At 34.4% G+C, this 17,631-nt stretch carries 22 protein-coding genes; 5 read left to right on the top strand and 17 right to left on the bottom strand.

Translation table 11 applies throughout. The annotated features are described in order from the left end of the window. Positions 1-2: 2 nt before the first annotated feature. Complete coding sequence (locus tag LC087_RS15925) at positions 3-263, top strand: cytotoxin (protein WP_226542732.1); 261 nt, start codon at positions 3-5, stop codon at positions 261-263. Between the two features lie 119 nt (positions 264-382). Here the strand turns inward: LC087_RS15925 and LC087_RS15920 are convergent, their stop codons facing one another. The 8 genes from LC087_RS15920 to LC087_RS15885 all read right to left on the bottom strand — a co-directional run bounded on the left by LC087_RS15920 (position 383) and on the right by LC087_RS15885 (position 6,582). Continuing rightward, on the bottom strand, positions 383-1,198 hold the full coding sequence (locus LC087_RS15920; protein ID WP_226542733.1) for a hypothetical protein: 816 nt from the start codon (positions 1,196-1,198) through the stop codon (positions 383-385). 87 nt (positions 1,199-1,285) lie between these two features. Further along, entirely contained in the window at positions 1,286-1,744 is a 459-nt protein-coding gene (locus LC087_RS15915; RefSeq protein ID WP_226542734.1) for an NUDIX hydrolase, read from the bottom strand. Between the two features lie 72 nt (positions 1,745-1,816). Next, on the bottom strand, positions 1,817-2,950 hold the full coding sequence (locus tag LC087_RS15910; protein ID WP_226542736.1) for a serine hydrolase domain-containing protein: 1,134 nt from the start codon (positions 2,948-2,950) through the stop codon (positions 1,817-1,819). A 127-nt stretch (positions 2,951-3,077) separates the two neighbouring features. Then, the gene (locus LC087_RS15905; RefSeq protein WP_226542738.1) at positions 3,078-3,884 is read right to left on the bottom strand and encodes a DUF6544 family protein; all 807 of its coding nucleotides are present in this window, start codon (positions 3,882-3,884) and stop codon (positions 3,078-3,080) included. 17 nt (positions 3,885-3,901) lie between these two features. Continuing rightward, on the bottom strand, positions 3,902-4,642 hold the full coding sequence (locus LC087_RS15900) for a metallophosphoesterase family protein (RefSeq protein ID WP_226542740.1): 741 nt from the start codon (positions 4,640-4,642) through the stop codon (positions 3,902-3,904). Positions 4,643-4,840: 198 nt separating this feature from the next. Next, the gene (locus tag LC087_RS15895; RefSeq protein WP_226542742.1) at positions 4,841-5,068 is read right to left on the bottom strand and encodes a hypothetical protein; all 228 of its coding nucleotides are present in this window, start codon (positions 5,066-5,068) and stop codon (positions 4,841-4,843) included. Positions 5,069-5,153: 85 nt separating this feature from the next. Continuing rightward, positions 5,154-5,666 (bottom strand): GNAT family N-acetyltransferase, encoded by a 513-nt coding sequence (locus tag LC087_RS15890; protein WP_226542744.1) that lies wholly within the window; start codon positions 5,664-5,666, stop codon positions 5,154-5,156. A gap of 358 nt (positions 5,667-6,024) precedes the next feature. Beyond that, positions 6,025-6,582, bottom strand: a complete 558-nt coding sequence (locus LC087_RS15885) for a cysteine hydrolase family protein (protein WP_226542745.1) — start codon at positions 6,580-6,582, stop codon at positions 6,025-6,027. 255 nt (positions 6,583-6,837) lie between these two features. Between LC087_RS15885 and LC087_RS15880 the strand changes: the two genes are divergently transcribed. Together LC087_RS15880 and LC087_RS15875 are read left to right on the top strand one after the other, a co-directional pair. After that, on the top strand, positions 6,838-7,062 hold the full coding sequence (locus tag LC087_RS15880; RefSeq protein ID WP_226542746.1) for a hypothetical protein: 225 nt from the start codon (positions 6,838-6,840) through the stop codon (positions 7,060-7,062). Positions 7,063-7,073: 11 nt separating this feature from the next. Beyond that, on the top strand, positions 7,074-7,271 hold the full coding sequence (locus LC087_RS15875; protein ID WP_226542747.1) for a hypothetical protein: 198 nt from the start codon (positions 7,074-7,076) through the stop codon (positions 7,269-7,271). 146 nt (positions 7,272-7,417) lie between these two features. On the opposite strand, the gene LC087_RS15870 is transcribed toward LC087_RS15875, so the two are convergent. Then, positions 7,418-8,167: a hypothetical protein gene (locus LC087_RS15870; RefSeq protein ID WP_226542748.1), complete on the bottom strand. Its 750-nt coding sequence runs from the start codon at positions 8,165-8,167 to the stop codon at positions 7,418-7,420. A 142-nt stretch (positions 8,168-8,309) separates the two neighbouring features. Between LC087_RS15870 and LC087_RS15865 the strand changes: the two genes are divergently transcribed. Further along, on the top strand, positions 8,310-8,819 hold the full coding sequence (locus LC087_RS15865; RefSeq protein ID WP_226542749.1) for a hypothetical protein: 510 nt from the start codon (positions 8,310-8,312) through the stop codon (positions 8,817-8,819). A gap of 267 nt (positions 8,820-9,086) precedes the next feature. Here the strand turns inward: LC087_RS15865 and LC087_RS15860 are convergent, their stop codons facing one another. From LC087_RS15860 to LC087_RS15825, 8 genes are all read right to left on the bottom strand, one after another. Further along, entirely contained in the window at positions 9,087-9,596 is a 510-nt protein-coding gene (locus LC087_RS15860; protein WP_226542750.1) for a 2'-5' RNA ligase family protein, read from the bottom strand. 181 nt (positions 9,597-9,777) lie between these two features. Next, positions 9,778-9,948: an NUDIX hydrolase gene (locus tag LC087_RS15855; protein ID WP_226542751.1), complete on the bottom strand. Its 171-nt coding sequence runs from the start codon at positions 9,946-9,948 to the stop codon at positions 9,778-9,780. Between the two features lie 214 nt (positions 9,949-10,162). Continuing rightward, positions 10,163-10,951, bottom strand: coding sequence for a class I SAM-dependent methyltransferase (locus tag LC087_RS15850; RefSeq protein WP_226542752.1), 789 nt, complete (start codon positions 10,949-10,951; stop codon positions 10,163-10,165). 20 nt (positions 10,952-10,971) lie between these two features. Then, the gene (locus LC087_RS15845) at positions 10,972-11,721 is read right to left on the bottom strand and encodes a GNAT family N-acetyltransferase (RefSeq protein ID WP_264190012.1); all 750 of its coding nucleotides are present in this window, start codon (positions 11,719-11,721) and stop codon (positions 10,972-10,974) included. A 425-nt stretch (positions 11,722-12,146) separates the two neighbouring features. Further along, positions 12,147-12,917: an alpha/beta hydrolase family protein gene (locus LC087_RS15840; protein WP_226542754.1), complete on the bottom strand. Its 771-nt coding sequence runs from the start codon at positions 12,915-12,917 to the stop codon at positions 12,147-12,149. A gap of 13 nt (positions 12,918-12,930) precedes the next feature. Further along, positions 12,931-13,161 carry a hypothetical protein gene (locus LC087_RS15835; RefSeq protein WP_226542756.1) on the bottom strand — a complete coding sequence of 77 codons (231 nt, stop codon included), beginning with the start codon at positions 13,159-13,161 and terminating at the stop codon, positions 12,931-12,933. 289 nt (positions 13,162-13,450) lie between these two features. Next, positions 13,451-13,825: a nuclear transport factor 2 family protein gene (locus LC087_RS15830; protein ID WP_226542757.1), complete on the bottom strand. Its 375-nt coding sequence runs from the start codon at positions 13,823-13,825 to the stop codon at positions 13,451-13,453. 116 nt (positions 13,826-13,941) lie between these two features. After that, a complete protein-coding gene (locus LC087_RS15825; protein WP_226542759.1) occupies positions 13,942-14,829 on the bottom strand; it encodes a LysR family transcriptional regulator in 888 nt (295 codons plus the stop codon). Between the two features lie 167 nt (positions 14,830-14,996). Between LC087_RS15825 and LC087_RS15820 the strand changes: the two genes are divergently transcribed. Continuing rightward, positions 14,997-17,171 (top strand): malate synthase G, encoded by a 2,175-nt coding sequence (locus tag LC087_RS15820; RefSeq protein ID WP_226542761.1) that lies wholly within the window; start codon positions 14,997-14,999, stop codon positions 17,169-17,171. Positions 17,172-17,631: the final 460 nt, after the last annotated feature.

The raw sequence follows: 17,631 nt of genomic DNA, 5'->3' as shown, positions 1-17,631 counted from the left end.
TAATGTTGATTTTATCTAAGCGTTTTAAGAAAAACTACAAAAAATTAGACCTTCAATCTCAAAAGCTTATTAAAAAAGCTTTAATTCAGTTCGATACCGACTTCTCGCATCCTTCCTTAAGAATGAAAAAAATGACTGGATACAATGACCTTTGGGAAATTAGTGCTAATATGGATTTAAGAATTACTTTTAAATGGGAGAAACCGAACACGTTTATAATGCGAAACTGTGGGCACCATGACGATACTTTAAGGAACCCGTAGTTTATTCTTGTTTCTGAAATTCATTGTGACGCACTTAACTTTTAACTATAGCATGACCGTTTTAAGATTGTTTTATGTTACTACTATATGTAACATTTATACCCAATACCTATTTATATTTATTCCTTCTTCCACAACTCTTCTGCCTTAATCACTTTATAATCATCATTCTGTACAGTATATCTATTGCTAGGATCATTTGGATACGCAGCATTTCCACCAAAGTCAGTGATAACTGTAGTCTCCTCATTTTTAACAAGTTGAACATAGCTACCACCAGCTCCACTAATATTAGTAAAGTGTAACGTGATCGTGTTTCCTGATGTTCCATCCTTAACTATACTCCACAAATCAGGGTGATAATTTTCCCATGTTATATTTTTAGAGATTTCATTATCACTATTCTTATATGTATTCTCCCAAAATTCAATTGCTTCCTCCATACTTCCCCATCCATTTTGAAGAAGATTAAATTCGATTAATTGTCCATCTGGTACCGTACCATCAGCTAAATATTGGTCATATTCTTCATCTTCTACAGTAATACCTTCAAGGTTAGGACCATTGCCCTTCAACAACAAGGCATGTTTTTTTTCATTATTATTTTTTATCGTAACAACCGTATACCCATTAGAATCCATATTTTTTTCGACCACATAAAAAAAATCATTCACATAATTCACTACTAACTGTCCTCTATTAAAATACCAAGTGCTCTTTACCCTATCCTCTTTCCCCATTGCCATCCAGACACCCTCAACAATCACTTTTTCCTTTGATGTTTCTAAAGATGTTGAACTGCCAGATTGCATTTCTAATGTTTCTACACTTTGATTCATACCTTTTGAAGTAGCTTCGGACGATTTATCATTCATTATTTCGCATCCAGAAAAAACGATCAAAAGAAAAATGAATCCAACTAGTATCTTTTTCATCTTCACAAACCTTCTTTCATTCAGTTTTGTATTAATTACTTTTACCGAATCCTTCTAAGTAGTCACTAATTTTTTCGGGAACATCGATCAATTCCCCTCAAGATACAAACCTAAATCCTCTAAAAAAGGTTTATTCGTTGGTGATAAATCCAGAGGTATCTGCTTCAATTCAAAGAAGCGAAAGTCTTTGCTTTCTATACCATCAGTTTGTACCATACCACTAAAGGATTTTGTTATAAACACAATATTTACAAAGTAAACTTCGTCGCCATTTGGATAAATATGATGCTGTTCCTGCCCAGAGTAAACATTGAAAAGATCCATTTGATTCAAGGTCATATTTGTTTCCTCAAAGACTTCTCTTTTAGTCGATTCATATACACTTTCTCCTGTATCCATTACTCCACCAGGGATACACCAATTTCCGTCATCCCCTCTTTTAATTAATAAAACCCTATTTTGATCATCCAAGATGAGTACTCCTGCTGCACATACAGTTAAAGGGACATTTCCAACCACTTTCCTTAACTCTAAAATGTTCACCACTGATTCTCCTTCACTTCTTTTATTTCTTTGTGCTAAAAAAAAGGGGATCGCCCCCCTTCTTATCCCTATCAATTACTGGATCAATTGTTCAAAAGGTTCTAAATTAACCTCTTCATGAAAAAATATTTTTTCTAGAGTTAACGCTAAAATATGCGAGGTTTTATTAAGTTCTTCTTTAGTAAAGTCTAGGTTTCCTAATAAAATGATCGATTTGTGATAATCTCGATAACTTATTAACCCTGTCCCATAGCCAGCCCAATATCCGTCATGGAATACGATTTTTTTATAATGAGAATGTTCTTCTAGCGCCCAACCGAATCCATAGCCACCGTATTCTTTATGCAAACCTGGACAATAACCAGTTGTTTTATTTTTGATTCTAGCAGGCTTTAACATATAATCTACCGACTTTTTTGACAAGATCTTATTTGTGTAAAATGATTTTTCCCATTTGAAAAGGTCCTCTACGGTTGATTTTATTCCTCCATCGCCTTTCACACCATCAAGGAAGTAAACATATTTATGTGAGTCTATTTCGTTTGGAAGAAAATTCATATCCTTTTTCCGATCATACATAAACCCCAATGCGAACCTTTTCAAATTTCCGTCTAGAAACTGTGAATAAGTTGATGTGTTCACCATATTTAAAGGTGTAAATATATTTTCATTTAAAAACTCACCATATTCTTTGTTTGACACTAGTCGAATGGTTTCTGCCAGCAAAACATACCCTGTATTACAATACTCCCATTTTTTGTTCACAGTAAATAATTCTTTTGGCTGGATAGTTTCCAAGAAATTGACTACATCCTGATTATTGACTATTTTGTGATGATTCCAGTTTTCTTCATTTTCAAACCATTCCATATAATCTTTTAGTCCCGAAGTGTGATTCAATAGATTTTCAATTGATATACCTCTATAAGGTAGTTGAGGAAAAAACTTCTTTATTGGATCATCAATACGAATTGACCCATTATCAGCTAATAGCATTATAGCAGTTGCTGTGAACGATTTTGATATGGACGCGATTTCAAAAATAGAATCGACCGATTGTTTTTCTTGAAATGACCTTTTACCAATTGCTCTTTTATAAAAGGAATTTCCTCCCTCAGACAATAAGACCGTTCCACTAAACAAACGATTTTGTTCTAAGAAATCAAAGACTTTATCCAATTGTTCATATCTTTTATTTACTTTGTTCATAATATAACCTCCATATATTGTTGATTTTTTTAATTATCAATCATGGAGGAGGTCCTCTAATCTTAGGTTATATAAAATCAAATATGGGGTTCATACTACTCGCTCTCCTACTATGAACAAATGCCACTTACTCATATTTTATCTTTAAAATTTCCAATTGATAATAGGTGAACTCTCGTCCGTTTTCTAATTTCCAACTTACATTTGCCTTATAGGGAATTTTCACATCGTCAAACGTTTTATATTCAAAAGAAGAGATTTCCCAATCTAACAATCGGTCTTCATTCAGATACCTTTTAGCATGAATCTTTGTTAACGCTCCGTCTTCGTTGAAATAAAAGTATGCTTGAACATCATTTTCAAAATACTTACATTCCCCTAAAACGGTTGTTGAATCTATTAGCTCCCAATTAATAATAGAATTTAGAAAGCTAGTAGGGTACCATATCATTTCTGTAAAATAGCGCATTTCCTCTCCATGATCAATTTTTTGTCCTGTCGCTTTCTGCACTTTTAACCATGAAAATAGTTTGACAGTAAGACTACCTTTTCCTTCTATAAAATGATCAACTGCCTGAACAGGTAGAACATTTGCCATATTTACATTTCCAATCCAAATAAACGAATGTGTTAAAGTATTTATATACTGTTTGGCCTTAATAGGCATCCACTTTTGATCTAATTTTGTTCGGAATAAACCTCCCTGTGTGATCTCAACCTTGTCTATATACTTTTTATTAAGAAAGTTTGTGTATTTCAAATAGTTTTTTAGCGGTTGTGGTAAATCATTTGGCTCTCTAAAAAGTAATTCAACTTTACCCTTATCTCTATTAATTTGGTGAATTTTTCTTTTAAGTATCCTCTGATTGACGACCTTACTCACCATTAATACAACGATCAGCAATAATAGTAAAAAAATAATATAGGACCCCACTCAACCAATCACTCCCATTATAGTTGATTGCCATGAAACACCTTCAAAATAAATTCACGGTCTGGCACTTGTAATTGATGATATGATTTAAAAAAATCAGAATTATCGTAGGACACCTCTTCAAAGCTAACGTCTATTTTTCCATTTTCAATATGAACGGTTGAAAACGGCGCAGTTGGTCTATGATTACACCCTAATGAACCAGGATTTACGTAATACGTCTTTTCCCCTTTAAAATTGTGAATAGGATGATGATGACCAAAAGCAATCAAATCCTCACAATAATGGCTAAATAACTTCTCTATATTTTGTAGATTAGGATCAACGATCGGAGCAAAAGGATCGTTACTGATTGGGTCTTCCTCCTTTCCTTTAGGGATAGAATAATGAATAAATCTTATCGAAAAGTTATTTATCGTTGTCTTTATTGTTCGAGGTAATTCAGCTAATTTTACTAAAAAGGTCTCATCGAGTCGATCCGCAATCCATTGGTGGTGCTCTCTACAATGAGCATGACTTTTGGGGTAGATTTGTCCTTTTGACAATGCGATAATCGCTTCATCATGGTTTCCTGTCATCATTGATAGATCGTTTCGAGAGAATAGTAGATTGAGTACTTCATTTGTGTCAGGACCGATCCCTATCATGTCGCCAAGGCAATAAATATGCTCGATTTCTTCTCTTCTATCAAGCTCTTCTAAAACGGCCTTTAAAGCTGGAGCATTTCCATGAACATCCGTAATGATGGCGATTTTCATTTAGTAAAAACCTCCTTTTATAGACTTTGATTAATCCGTCAATGATATTCCCATAATATGATCCGTAAATACAGCAAAGCTTTCACGTTCTATTATTTTTTCGGGATTTGCAAACGGAATGATCTTTACATTGTTTAATATTAATATCCCATATACATTTATTACTTTCTTATCATTAATTAGTTTAAATGTAGTATCTTAGGATTCAAGTAGAGCATTATATAATAAAGAAGAACTTTCCTTTTCAGGCTCTTTAGTCTCAATTCTATCAGCAACTAATAATGTGTTAGAAGTGTATATCTGGATCTTCCTTCCTTTCTCAATTCCTTCTTGAAGCTGGTCTAATATTGCTTGAGTTATTACGATCGTTAGTTTTTTCATGTCATGTAACGTGTTCAATTCATGACCAGATATTGTTTGTTCCATAATCTATTCTTCACTCCCTGTATTTATCAATATAATAATGATGACAATTTTTATTTTCGTTATTTCATCTTTTTCCAGGTTAACATTATTTAGTTCTCCACTCCTCAGCTAAAAGGGCATAAATAATGTGATCTACATAATGATCATTTAACCATTCTGCTTGCCTGAATCTACCTTCTTCAACAAACCCAAATCGTTCAGGGAGTGCTCGACTTTTTTTATTTTCTACCGCTACATGAATCTCAACTCGGTTTAATTTAAGCTCTTTAAAACCATAATCAATTAAGGTATTTAATGCTTTTGCCATGATCCCGTTTCCTTGGAACTCTTCACCAAGCCAATAACCAACAAGACCGATTCGATCCTTCTTATGAATCTCATTAAAACCGATCGTTCCGGCAATATCACCTTTATAAATAATGGCAAAAGATTTAGGATGACCACCGTTTTCGACGAAAGCTTCTAATCTACCTTGTATATTTTTAGATACATCTTCTACAGATTTAATATTGTCAAGCCAAGCCATCCATTCCTTTAAATACTCTCGTGAACGTGAAATTAATGTAAAGAACTTTTCAGCGTCACTCTCATTAAACATTCTTAATGAGGTTGTTTAAAAAGTCCTAAAAAAATGTCGGTTGAATAACTTTGTTGGTTTGCTTTTCCGCTCCTCATGTACCAAGAACGTACACTGTGAGTGCTCAAAGCTACACCGCCTCGTTCTTCAGCGTCCTTTTTTCCCTACTTTTTAAACATTCTTAATGAAACATCTTCATCAATTTTGTATGTAAACATTGGATCACTCTTCTTTCTAAAGTTTATCCTTATCTTTAAAATAACTCCGTACTACAGCAATAGTACGGAAGTTTAAACACTTAAGAATTTTCAGGATGGTTCAATATTTAACCTATCATAATAGCAAACTCATTACCCCATAATGACACGTTTCACCCTATTCACCTGTATAAGTAATGAGTGGGACGAAACAAATCTTCCTCCACATTTCTAACTATAGAAAAATGTTCGACATTATAGTGTCCATGAAGAATGCAGTTATGATGGTTTATCATTTGCTCAGCACTTAATACATCATTATCAGTTGTTGAGTGACCATCACCAACTAATGTCACATCTAATCCGTTAATGGTAGCTGTCCGAACTGCACTATCGATACAATGCTCAGTCTTACAACCCATCACTACAACGTGATCAATCTTTTGAGAATGTAAATAATCTAATAAAGGAGTTCCATGAAAACAATTCGTTGCAGCTTTATCGAAAACCATTGACTCTTTCGGGACATGAATATCTGGATGAATTTGAAAACCGCTACCTTTCCCCTCAGCCACATCCAGATCCCTTACAAATAAAATTGGAATAGCCTGTTTAGTAGCTTTTTCAATCGCCTTGTTAATATTTATAATAAGTTCTTGTTTGTTAAAAACCTCCTTCTCTTCTTGATTCCCTTCTATTAAGTCTTGTTGTGCATCAATGATTAATAACATTTGATTCAATATTCTATCCCCTCTCAAAATAGTGGGGAGAACTCATAGCTTCGTCATCCCCTTGATATTTTCACTCGTCTATTTCCTTTGTAAGTTGTCATAATATCTACCCCCATAAAATTTCCCTCAATGTAAAACATGAGGGGATTATAACATATTTATCTAATAATAGAGGCTTTTATCAAAAGATGGGTAAAACATTGTCCTTTAATTACGTCAACACCTCTTTTTTTACTCTTATAATAGGGGAGGGAGTGATTACTTATGAAAAAAATATTATTGTTAGCTATCTTCCTATTATTAGCGGGATGTGACCTTGAACCAAACATTATTATTGAAGGGGTAGAGGACGAGAAGGTATATGCCTCACAACAAATCATAAAACTAGATAAAGAGGCAGCAGGTAAATACCAAATGGTTCTAAATGGAGAACAGATTGAATCAGGTCATCAAGTTAGTAAAAACAGTGACTATGAACTTACAATCTAAGCAAAAAAGTGGTGAATGAACAAACTTCTGAACTTTCCTTTACGATAGATAACACCACTCCTATTATACCAATTGTAATAGGGAGTAAATCACAAAACACCTTTTTCAAAGAAGCTGAGTTTGATTTTTTTAGAGAAGAAAGCGTTGAGTATACATTTTTAGTAGATGAAAAGCCCGTCAATCAAGATCAAGTGACTAGGATTTCATGAAAGGTAAAGAGCACCTTTCATGGTAATCGCATCTTATGCTTGTCGTGGTTGTTCAAGTCGATGACGCTTTTCTAATTCTCGGCTCTTTTTTCCTTCCTTTTTGAACACGCACTAATAAATCTTTTTAGAATTTTTCTATCAACATGTTACTCAAAGAAAGAGGTTAACTCAAAGTACTTTGTTAATGGTATTTTTCGCCCTTCTTTATGCCAATTATGATAATCCTCAAAAACAGCTTTAACATTATTCTCCGCACGGACTTCCACTAAATATTTTACTAAGAGATAACTCCTCCAATAATCAAACATAATACTTGATAAATTACCTTGGTAAGAATGACTCCCAAAATGATCAATGGAGTGATTCCCATAATTATCTTTGAAGATTTCAACTAGCTCCATTTCTGCAAAAGTAATGTCATTGAATTCCTTCTCACTTAATAATATTTTTCTAGGTAAGTAGAAACACATTCCTTCCTCAAACCAAATACTATCTTCTCTATCATCTTCAAACTCATCCATAAACAAATCAGAATGGTGGGTTAATTCATGGGCTAAAATAATGAAGACTTGGTTTTCTGAATAATGTTCATAAAACTTTCTTACTTCTGTACTTTCTCTTCCATCCAGTTGTTTTAAAAGAATACTTCTCCATGTCACTATATCTGGGCACATATAAATTAACTCTTCACTAGTATAGGCAGGAATAGGTATTTCAGAGAAAACAGTTGTTGCTAATTCTTCATTCGTCCAGACTATTCCTTTTGGTAAATCTCTCAAAGCATAATTTTTCTGAAGAATCCTTTGATAATTTTCTAATTTATTTTTAAACCGTTCTATGATCCCATAGTATTTTTCATATTCCTCTTTTCTTTCAAAAGCAAAAATATTCTTCATTAAATCCCCTCCTATTACCATATCGTACCGTAGAAAAGTTAAGATGAATAGAAAAATTAGTTTTTAATAAAAAGAAAAAAACGAAAATTCTTGAAACTATAGGGTTTTTTGGTCGTATATACGTATAAAGGGGGTAAGCGAAATGTATGTTAAAAAGACGATCATCTTTTCAATGATAGTTGCTCTTATTTTATTAACAGTAGGCTGCTCTTCAGATGAAGCTAATGATGAAAATATACAGACGATTGAGGCTGTATTAAAAACTAATTTCACAGGACCTGATGAGGAATTTAAAAAAATTATGGAGAAAGAGAATTGGGTAGAGGATTTGCGTCAATATGAAGAAAATTTATACAGTGATTATTTTGCAAATGATTCTTTCTATCTATCTTACGTCAGTAGATATGGGTCAGGATTATGGTATGAACCTATGCAAAACAATTACCAGTTAAAGGTCAATAACATCGAATTTGAAAACACCCATTCTGAAGAGATCATTTATAATTTTACAGTAGATGTAGAGTACCAAAAAGAAGGCAGTGAATTATCAGAAGTGGAAACGGTCACTGGTCAAGCGAATTTAAATAATGAATATAAAGTAGAAAATGTGGTGATAGAAGTAAACGATCTTATTCGCGCCATAAGTGAGTAAAATGTTTTTAAAAAGATTCATTATATCAAATAAACGACTTCGCACTAAAGTACGGAGGTTTCTCGTAGGCGGACTGAACGCCTACGAGTTTTATCGGCCAAAGCCGACTAAAAGAAATGCTACTAAAAGTAGGTGGTTTTATACCACACCTCCTGCTAGGCAGGTGCTTCCGTAAGCTAAAGCTAGGTAAAGAAAATAAACACCCTCAACCATTAATAAATCAGAAACTCTACTAACTACTTCCACATCATGTGAATGCACTGCACTCTATAACCCTACTGTAAATTCAACCGTAGAATTTTCGTTTTCATCGAGAATTTCACATACTATTTTTTCCACTGTAAATTCAAACGTTTCTTGGATATCACTAGTTTGTTCTATAGCTTTTACAAATTCTTCGTTATTATCTAATCTACCGACAGTTAAATGGGGGATATATGTAAGCGTTCTTAAATGGTAACCACTTAATATACCACTATATAAACGATCGTGAAGTTCTATTAACCTATCATTTCCTTCTTTAACATTTAAGAAAAGATAGCTATAATCGCTACCTGTGATTCCTTGAAAACAAGCCTTAAATGGTTCGACCTTAATTAGAGCACCTTCAACATGTTTCTTCAAAATCTCCAATTGAATTTGACTTTCAAATGGAAAGACTAGTGTTATGTGCGGCGCAACCTTTTGATGTAAGGGGTCATAGCTTTCTCGTAGCTGATTTATTTTCTCCATATTTTTAAATTCAGGAAAAATACATAACGATCTTTTTACTAACATAATGATTGATCCTTTATTTTTTATTTGGGTCTTTTCCTACTTAGTTATAGTCACTCGATTTTACTTAGAGATATATTTAGCGTTCGATCCTTTCCATAGTAAACAACTACAGCGAGGAAGAATCAATACCTTCACCTCTTTATACCCTTTCAATCCATTCGTAATCCTCTGAGACAAGTCTTTAACCGAATAAACTTTGAAGTTTCAAGGTCACTTCACTCGGTCTAACATCAAAAGAGATTAAATCTTTAACATCTACCCACACAGGCAAGTACGTTCCTCTTTCTGTCCTTTTCGCTGTATATTCTTCACCCGCACCTGTCCCAAATACACCGCTTGTCATTTCAGACAAGAAAAAATATTGAGTACCATTGAATTCAACTTTTGCGATACACTCATTGATTTTTATTTTAACTCCTAATTCCTCATAGGCTTCCCTTCTTGTTGCTTCTTAAGGTGTTTCTCCCTCTACTATTCCACCACCAGGAAAAAACGTAATAAATAGAATCGTTTCTTATTCGTTTAATGAGGCTACTTATTTATTTTCTATAAGTACAACAGAGCCTCTATCTCGCATGATCCCATTTCTCCTCTACACTTTTCGTTGCTTTTATAATCATCGTTGCAGGAAAATTTTTAGCTTTATATAAAGAATAATAGCGATCTGATATCTCCTCTTCCTCATCTTTATAACAGGTTGATACGTCACTTTCTATCACTGAATCAATCTGAAATCCTGCTTTAATTAGCTCATTTATATAGGTAGCCATTTTTCGTCGATGAATAGTCATACTAACGTTTTCACCTTTAAAATTTTCAAAGACTCTAATTCCTTCGTCTTGGTAAGACTCTTTCAAATAAATCTTACCATTTTCATTATGTAAATGAGCGTATAGAGGGTGGTCCCAACTAAATATAAACGTCCCTCCTACCTTTAAATAAGAGTAAATAAGATTAAAAGTAGTCGATAAATCTATTGTCCACCCAATTGCATAAATGGAATAAACATAATCAAAATACTGCTTTGGCAAACCAATTTCCTTTTCCATAGGTGCACAAAATAAATGAGGACCCAAACCTGTTAGTAGTTCTTCCGCAGCTTTTTTTTGTGATTGGGAGAAATCAACACCCCATAGTTCATTTGCTCCTTTAGATGCCATATACCTTAAAGAGTGTCCACTACCATATCCAATTTCAAGGACTTTTTTATCTTTTATATTTTCAAACAGCTGTAGCTCGTCTTCTGTTTGGGCAAAAGGACCATAACTAGGCAATGCATCCTTTCCATTGAAGTGATGGGAAACTGTATTCCACCCTTTTTTATTTTGTTCTAGAATGTCTTTTGCATTTTTCACAGCTAGGACTCCTCCTATTGTTAGAATACTTTTAGTGCTTCGTATTGAAATCCACGATATTGATAGTTTTGTCTTTTGTACATTTCTTTAGGCGTGTCTTCTCCGTCAGCCACTAAAATTACCGTCTTCTCGGGGAATGACTCCATTACAAATGTTTGTAATCTACTTCCTATCCCTTTATTTCGAAACGTTTCGGCAACCGTTAAGCCATCAATTTCTGCTGTTTTACTAGAGATAATGACATCTACATAGCCTGCTGGAGACCCTTTATAATAAGCTAAAATTTGACGAATGTTTTGATTCTCAAATTGACGTTTTATAAGTCCCTTCTTCTGTTTCGCAAATTCAATCCCAAAGTCTAGGTCGTGCTGATATTGAATGGTCAATAAAGTGTCTAAATCTTTAGTTGTCACTTCTCGAATATGTATATTTGCGTCTTCTCTCACTGAAGGAAAGTCTTTAGGGTCAATAGCATACAATTCTAAAAAGCCTATATCATAACCTTTATCAGTTAAGTGTGTCAGTAGTTCTCCTGTTGGCTTTTTATTTTCAGGAAAAACAAATTTCACATGTTTTTGTCCGTTCTTCAGATGAAATTCTCTTAAATAGTTTTCAACCTTTTTAAATTCTATTAATGAAGGCATTGTTTTAAATTGCAAGAAATTACTATCATACCGAATGAGCATCTCCGGATAATGATAATGTCTATATTGATCATTTTCAGCAACAATGTTTCCCGGCTTGTATATATCTTCGAATGTGATTTTCATTATTATATTCTCCTAATATGTATAGTCTCTGCTCGCTTGAATCAAATTTCAACTAAAAGAGGTTGTTCAAAAAGTCCTACGATGGCCTGGATGGCCAAGCATCATCGTTAGCCACAGGACGTGGCTGTACTTAGATGATGTTCATTAAATGTCGGTTGAATAACGTTGTTGGTTTGCTTTTCCGACACTCCGACGCCAGGATTGGCTAGCACGGGTGTTGTCCCTAGGATGGGGACGTTCTTAGCCCGTGAACCATACTGTACGTACACTGTGAGTGCTTCGACGCCCAGGACGGGCTAGCGCAGGCGTTGCTCTCGCGACGTGGCTGTACTTAGCCTGTGTTCATTAAGCAGACCGCCTCGTTCTTCAGCGTCCTTTTTTCCCTACTTTTTGAACACGCACTTCTAGAATATTTACTATAAAATTTAAATTGATTCTATAACTGAATTCCATGCTGATGATGTTGGATCAATGACTTTAAAATGTTCGATCTCTGATAAAACAACTAGCGAAACCTTATCGCCTTTTTCCATCGCCCTCTGGTAATAATTATCGCTTAACTCAACTGGTACATGACGATCTTGCTCCCCATGTATTAAAACTTGCTCCACTCCCATAGGCAATCGTTCAATAGGAGAAGCCCAGGCATATCGTTCAGGTACTTCCTTTGGACTTCCCCCTAATAAAGGAGCTACACGACTTTCCATCTTCTTTTGTTCATGAAATTCCCACATTTTAACTAAATCCGTCACACCAGCTAAACTGATCACTTTGTTTATACAAACTCTCAGCTCATGAAAAGTTCCATCGTTAGTACTCTTTTCATTTCTCGAACCTAACCAAAGAGCTAGATGTCCACCTGCAGAATGACCAATAACCGTTACATTGCTAATGTCTATGGGATAGGACTCCTCTATCTTGGATAAATGATTAACTGCATCAATAACATCATTAAATAAATCCGTCCATCCTTTTCGGTCCTCACCAACCCTCCTGTACTCGATGTTCCAAGTGGTGAATCCTCTTTTTGTCAAATCCTCAGCCATCGCCGTGTTTTCCTCTAAGTTATATTGTGCTTTCCAGAACCCCCCGTGTATTAAAACGATTAATTGGGAAGATTGCGAATTCTCAGGGATTCGTAATACACCGTATTGAGATTCATGTGCTCCATAATGAATGTTAATTTCCTTAAACATCTAACCTCTCCCCTTATTTTTCAGGCATAGTAAAGGTTATATAGAAACCATCATTTTCATCCATTTTCATAAATAATTCTTCCAAAATTTCTAGTGCTCTTTCCTTCGATTCATACTTCCCCAAAGTCTTACTCCATTGATCTAGTGCCTCACTACCTATAATTCCTATTATGTTTTTCCCTTTAACAGTTACTTCTTTCACATTTACGAAGCTATCATTGTTTTGTGTAACGATCCATAACATAATTACCCATCCTTTCATGTACATTGCTGATTATATAGTTCTATACGTACAAGGTTTTATTTAGTTTCAAAATTTGATAAAATAGACATTTCTAAAAAAAAGATACTTCTAAATCTCTATTTTAATTCCACAATATGGGTTGTTCTTCTGATTATCATCATCTACCATTTAGTCTTTGTCAGCAACACACTTGCTATAGTTAATTAAACGTTTGTTTATAAATGGATGTTATAGTTCTTCTCCTTCTTCTTGTATTTATCCTTCACTCTATTAACCTCAAAAAACAAATTCATTTAAATACGTTCTGATCATTCGTCTTCGTTCCTTGGTGAAAAACCATCTTCCAGCCTTCATTAAAACGCTTCCAAATTGAACTTCGCAATGTGTACTCTTTTTTTATTTCATTGCAAATTACATATGTTGCTAAAATGATATCGCTAGACAATGGGTGGATTTCAAAATCACTCATCGTCATTTTCACTTCACCTATTCCTTCAACACCGATTTCTTCACCTTTGTAGAGTATTCTACCTGAACTACCAATCTCAAAAAAGTCATCTGCCAATAATTTCTTTAATTCTATTTGAGAAGAACGGATTTCCGTCCTTAACAACTTCTCTTCTAATTCTTGCAGGTGAATTTCAAGCTCCTTTATTTTTTCCATATAGATCACCTTTCTAATCTTTTTACAAAAACAACAGATTTTGATTTGAACTTTTAACATGAAACCACACTTTTAAACAAACGTTTGTTTAAACTTGACAGCTTGAACGATAAGGATCAATTATAGCTCAGGTGAGTTTCGGCCATATTGATAAATTCTCTCACAGAATGAGGTATGTACTTATTTTTCTTCCAAACCATACCTAGCTCCAGACTAGCTGAAGAATTGACTAAAGGAATTGATTTGATGTGAGGATTCATGATTTCATCTGCTACTTTACTAGGTAATAGCGCAATTCCTAATCTAGCATCGACCATTTCAATCATAAAATCTCTCTGAGAACTATGGCAAACAACATTAGGATAAAAACCATGATTAGCACATTCTTCCATAATGCGATCGTGTAAAGTGAAATCTTCTCTGTAAAGAATAAACCCTTCATGCTGTAAATCCTTCATATGGACCGAATTTTTTAAGGATAACCGATTTGATTTATTCACAACCAGTTTTAGAGGGTCATCCACGATCTTCATCATTTCAAATTTACCATTTCTACTAGGGACATTACATACCAATCCAATATCTAATGACCCATCTTCGACACCTTGTTTAATCATTTTAGAACCCACTTCCTCTAATTTCAGGTCTACTAGAGGATACTCTTCTACATATTGACTAATTAACTTAGAGAAAAAAGAAGCGCCTATAATTGGTGGAATCCCTATGTTGATTTCTCCCTTTTTCAAGTCTATCACTCTATTAAGTTCAGAATTCAGATTGTGGAAGGAATTTAATACTTCTTTCACATTCACAAGAAGCGCTTTTCCTGCATCTGTTAATTCTAATGTTTTTGAACGATAAAATAAAGGTACTTCTAACTCAGCTTCTAATTGTTTAATAGCCTTACTGAGAGAAGGTTGAGAAACATGTAAAGTTAAGGCAGCTTTAGTAAAACTAGAATGCTTTGCAACTTCTGAAAAATATTCTAAATGTCTAATATCCATCGAATCCCCCTCTTGGAAATTGCTAAACTAAGCGATTATGTCATTTGTGCATGATATTAATTCAATATATATATTTTTGTTATGTCTAATTATAGTATAAGGTAAATTATGAATAGAATAAATTTCAAACGATTATAAAATCGTCTTATAAATGGAAGGGTGTTAAGATGGAAGAATATAAAAATATCGGTAATATCCAAGTAGATTCAACTCTTTATGACTTCATTGAAAACGAGGCTATACTTAATAGTGGCGTTTCTAGTGAAGCATTTTGGGCTGGTTTAGATGAAATCATTCACAATTTATCTCCTAAAAACAAAGAATTGTTGTCCAAACGTGAAGAATTGCAGAAAAGCATTACGGATTGGTACACCAATAACAAGACGTATGATCAACAAAAATATAAATCTTTCTTAAAAGAAATTAATTATATTGAACCAGAGGTTGAAGATTTTGAGATTGATACTAAAAACATTGACGACGAAATTGCTATAAAACCAGGACCTCAATTAGTGGTTCCAGTTAGTAATGCACGATATGCCGTTAATGCCGCTAATGCTAGATGGGGAAGTCTTTATGATGCCCTATATGGTTCAGATGTCATTAGTGAAGATGACGGAGCAGAAGCTGGCAACGGATATAATCCTATTCGTGGTGAAAAAGTTTTTGCTTATACAAAACAAATTCTGAATAAGATCTTCCCTCTAACGGAAAATTCTCATAAAGAAGTACAAGAATACAAAGTAGAAAATGGTCAGTTAGTGATCATTTTAAATGGTGGAACATCCACTAGCTTAAAAATGGAAGATCAATTTGTTGGCTATAATGGTCTACCAGAAAAACCAAGTGCGATATTGTTAAAAAACAACGGTCTCCATGTTGAAATCCAAATCGACCGAAATGATTCTATTGGAAAAAATGATACAGCAGGCGTGAAAGATATTGTTGTGGAATCAGCGATCACTACAATTATGGATTTCGAAGACTCTGTAGCTGCTGTAGACGCAGAAGATAAAGTACATGTGTACCGAAATTATTTAGGACTGCTAAAAGGTGATATTTCTGTATCCTTCAAAAAAGGAAGCAAAACAATCACTCGTACGTTAAATCCTGATCGTCTGTACACAGCTCCAAATGGATCGGAACTTTCATTATCTGGACGTTCGTTAATGTTTGTACGAAATGTCGGTCATTTAATGACTAGTGATGCTGTTTTAGATAAAAATGGACAAGAAGTTCCAGAAGGTATTTTAGATGCAGTTGTTACGGGGCTTATTGCCAAACAAGATGTCTTAAAAAACGGAAAATATCAAAACTCTACAAAGGGTTCTGTTTATATCGTAAAACCAAAAATGCATGGTCCAAAAGAAGTTGCTTTTGCTAATGAACTATTTAATCAAGTAGAGGATCTATTTGATTACTCTCGCAACACGTTAAAAATTGGTGTGATGGATGAAGAGCGCCGAACTTCTCTTAATTTGAAAGCGTGCATAAAGGAAGTTAAAAATCGAGTCGCTTTCATTAATACAGGGTTCTTAGATAGAACAGGAGATGAGATCCACACTTCTATGGTAACAGGACCCGTCATTCGAAAAGGTGATATGAAAAATTCGACATGGTTTACTAGCTACGAAAAATCCAATGTGAAAAATGGGCTAGAAAGCGATTTTTCCGGTAAAGCTCAAATCGGAAAAGGAATGTGGGCAATGCCCGAATTAATGGCACAAATGCTAAAAACAAAAGATGGCCAATTAAAAGCAGGTGCGAATACAGCATGGGTTCCTTCCCCAACGGCTGCTACTTTACATGCGCTTCATTACTTAGACATCGATGTTTTAACCATACAAGAAGAAATGGGTAAAGATCTTCCGGATTATTTAGACGACATGTTACAAGTTCCAACGGTTCCTAACACGGATTGGACGCCAGAAGAGATCCAAGAAGAATTAGATAATAATGCCCAAAGTATTCTTGGCTATGTTGTTCGCTGGATTCAACAAGGGATCGGTTGTTCGAAAGTACCAAATATCAGCAACATTGAGTTAATGGAAGACCGAGCAACTTTAAGAATTTCTAGTCAACATATTACCAATTGGCTTTACCATGGGGTAGTGAGTGAAGACCAAGTATTAGAAACGTTTAAGCGTATGGCCAAATTAGTCGATAAACAAAATCAACATGATCCTAATTATAGAGCTATGGCAAATGACTTTGATAACTCTATTGCCTTCCAAGCTTCATGTGAATTAGTGTTTGAAGGTGTAAATCAACCGAACGGTTATACTGAACCAATTCTTCATCGTCGTAGAAAAGAAGCAAAGACGAAAGCACACGTTAACTAACAAAGAAGGCTAGTATTAATAAATATGAGTTTAGCTTTAAAAGGAAGTAAGAAAAGGACTAAAGGATTATCTTTTTGCACCAACAATGAAAAAAGGGGGATACGAATCGCACCTCCTCTTTTTTCTATCTTTAAAGAAAATCTTGTAGAACTAGGAATTATTAGCTTCTTCCCTACTTAAAGTGTAAAGTAAGTGCTTAACTTAAAACATCTGAAACCAACCAACTCAATTAATAAAGAAGTGTATTCTTCCTTACAGAGCTTGTTTTTTCAACTTGTAACAAGTGGAGAATACTGAGCAAGAAATTGAACTCATTCCCTTGTCCGCTTTTGAAAATCCTAAATGATCATTCTAAATGACGAAGACCCAATTATTAATAACAGCTAAACATTTTCTGCACCATCCCACTCGTACCGATCACTTATTCATTATCAGTAGCTACTAATGTTAAATAGTCCGG

Origin of the sequence: Bacillus carboniphilus (assembly GCF_020524035.2) — a bacterium.
Classification (GTDB): domain Bacteria; phylum Bacillota; class Bacilli; order Bacillales; family JAIVKR01; genus Bacillus_CC.
The sequence above is the reverse complement of the archived record's forward strand: the minus strand, read 5'-3'. Positions and strand labels throughout refer to the sequence as shown.

Excerpts from the sequence above, each read along its gene's own strand:
- LC087_RS15820 (WP_226542761.1), top strand. The coding sequence starts at position 14,997 with ATGGAAGAATATAAAAATATCGGTAATATCCAAGTAGATTCAACTCTT.
- LC087_RS15865 (WP_226542749.1), top strand. The coding sequence starts at position 8,310 with ATGTATGTTAAAAAGACGATCATCTTTTCAATGATAGTTGCTCTTATT.
- LC087_RS15835 (WP_226542756.1), bottom strand. The coding sequence starts at position 13,161 with ATGTTATGGATCGTTACACAAAACAATGATAGCTTCGTAAATGTGAAA.
- LC087_RS15895 (WP_226542742.1), bottom strand. The coding sequence starts at position 5,068 with ATGGAACAAACAATATCTGGTCATGAATTGAACACGTTACATGACATG.
- LC087_RS15845 (WP_264190012.1), bottom strand. The coding sequence starts at position 11,721 with ATGAAAATCACATTCGAAGATATATACAAGCCGGGAAACATTGTTGCT.
- LC087_RS15925 (WP_226542732.1), top strand. The coding sequence starts at position 3 with ATGTTGATTTTATCTAAGCGTTTTAAGAAAAACTACAAAAAATTAGAC.
- LC087_RS15890 (WP_226542744.1), bottom strand. The coding sequence starts at position 5,666 with ATGTTTAATGAGAGTGACGCTGAAAAGTTCTTTACATTAATTTCACGT.
- LC087_RS15920 (WP_226542733.1), bottom strand. The coding sequence starts at position 1,198 with ATGAAAAAGATACTAGTTGGATTCATTTTTCTTTTGATCGTTTTTTCT.
- LC087_RS15830 (WP_226542757.1), bottom strand. The coding sequence starts at position 13,825 with ATGGAAAAAATAAAGGAGCTTGAAATTCACCTGCAAGAATTAGAAGAG.
- LC087_RS15880 (WP_226542746.1), top strand. The coding sequence starts at position 6,838 with ATGAAAAAAATATTATTGTTAGCTATCTTCCTATTATTAGCGGGATGT.
- LC087_RS15900 (WP_226542740.1), bottom strand. The coding sequence starts at position 4,642 with ATGAAAATCGCCATCATTACGGATGTTCATGGAAATGCTCCAGCTTTA.
- LC087_RS15910 (WP_226542736.1), bottom strand. The coding sequence starts at position 2,950 with ATGAACAAAGTAAATAAAAGATATGAACAATTGGATAAAGTCTTTGAT.
- LC087_RS15860 (WP_226542750.1), bottom strand. The coding sequence starts at position 9,596 with ATGTTAGTAAAAAGATCGTTATGTATTTTTCCTGAATTTAAAAATATG.
- LC087_RS15870 (WP_226542748.1), bottom strand. The coding sequence starts at position 8,167 with ATGAAGAATATTTTTGCTTTTGAAAGAAAAGAGGAATATGAAAAATAC.
- LC087_RS15840 (WP_226542754.1), bottom strand. The coding sequence starts at position 12,917 with ATGTTTAAGGAAATTAACATTCATTATGGAGCACATGAATCTCAATAC.
- LC087_RS15825 (WP_226542759.1), bottom strand. The coding sequence starts at position 14,829 with ATGGATATTAGACATTTAGAATATTTTTCAGAAGTTGCAAAGCATTCT.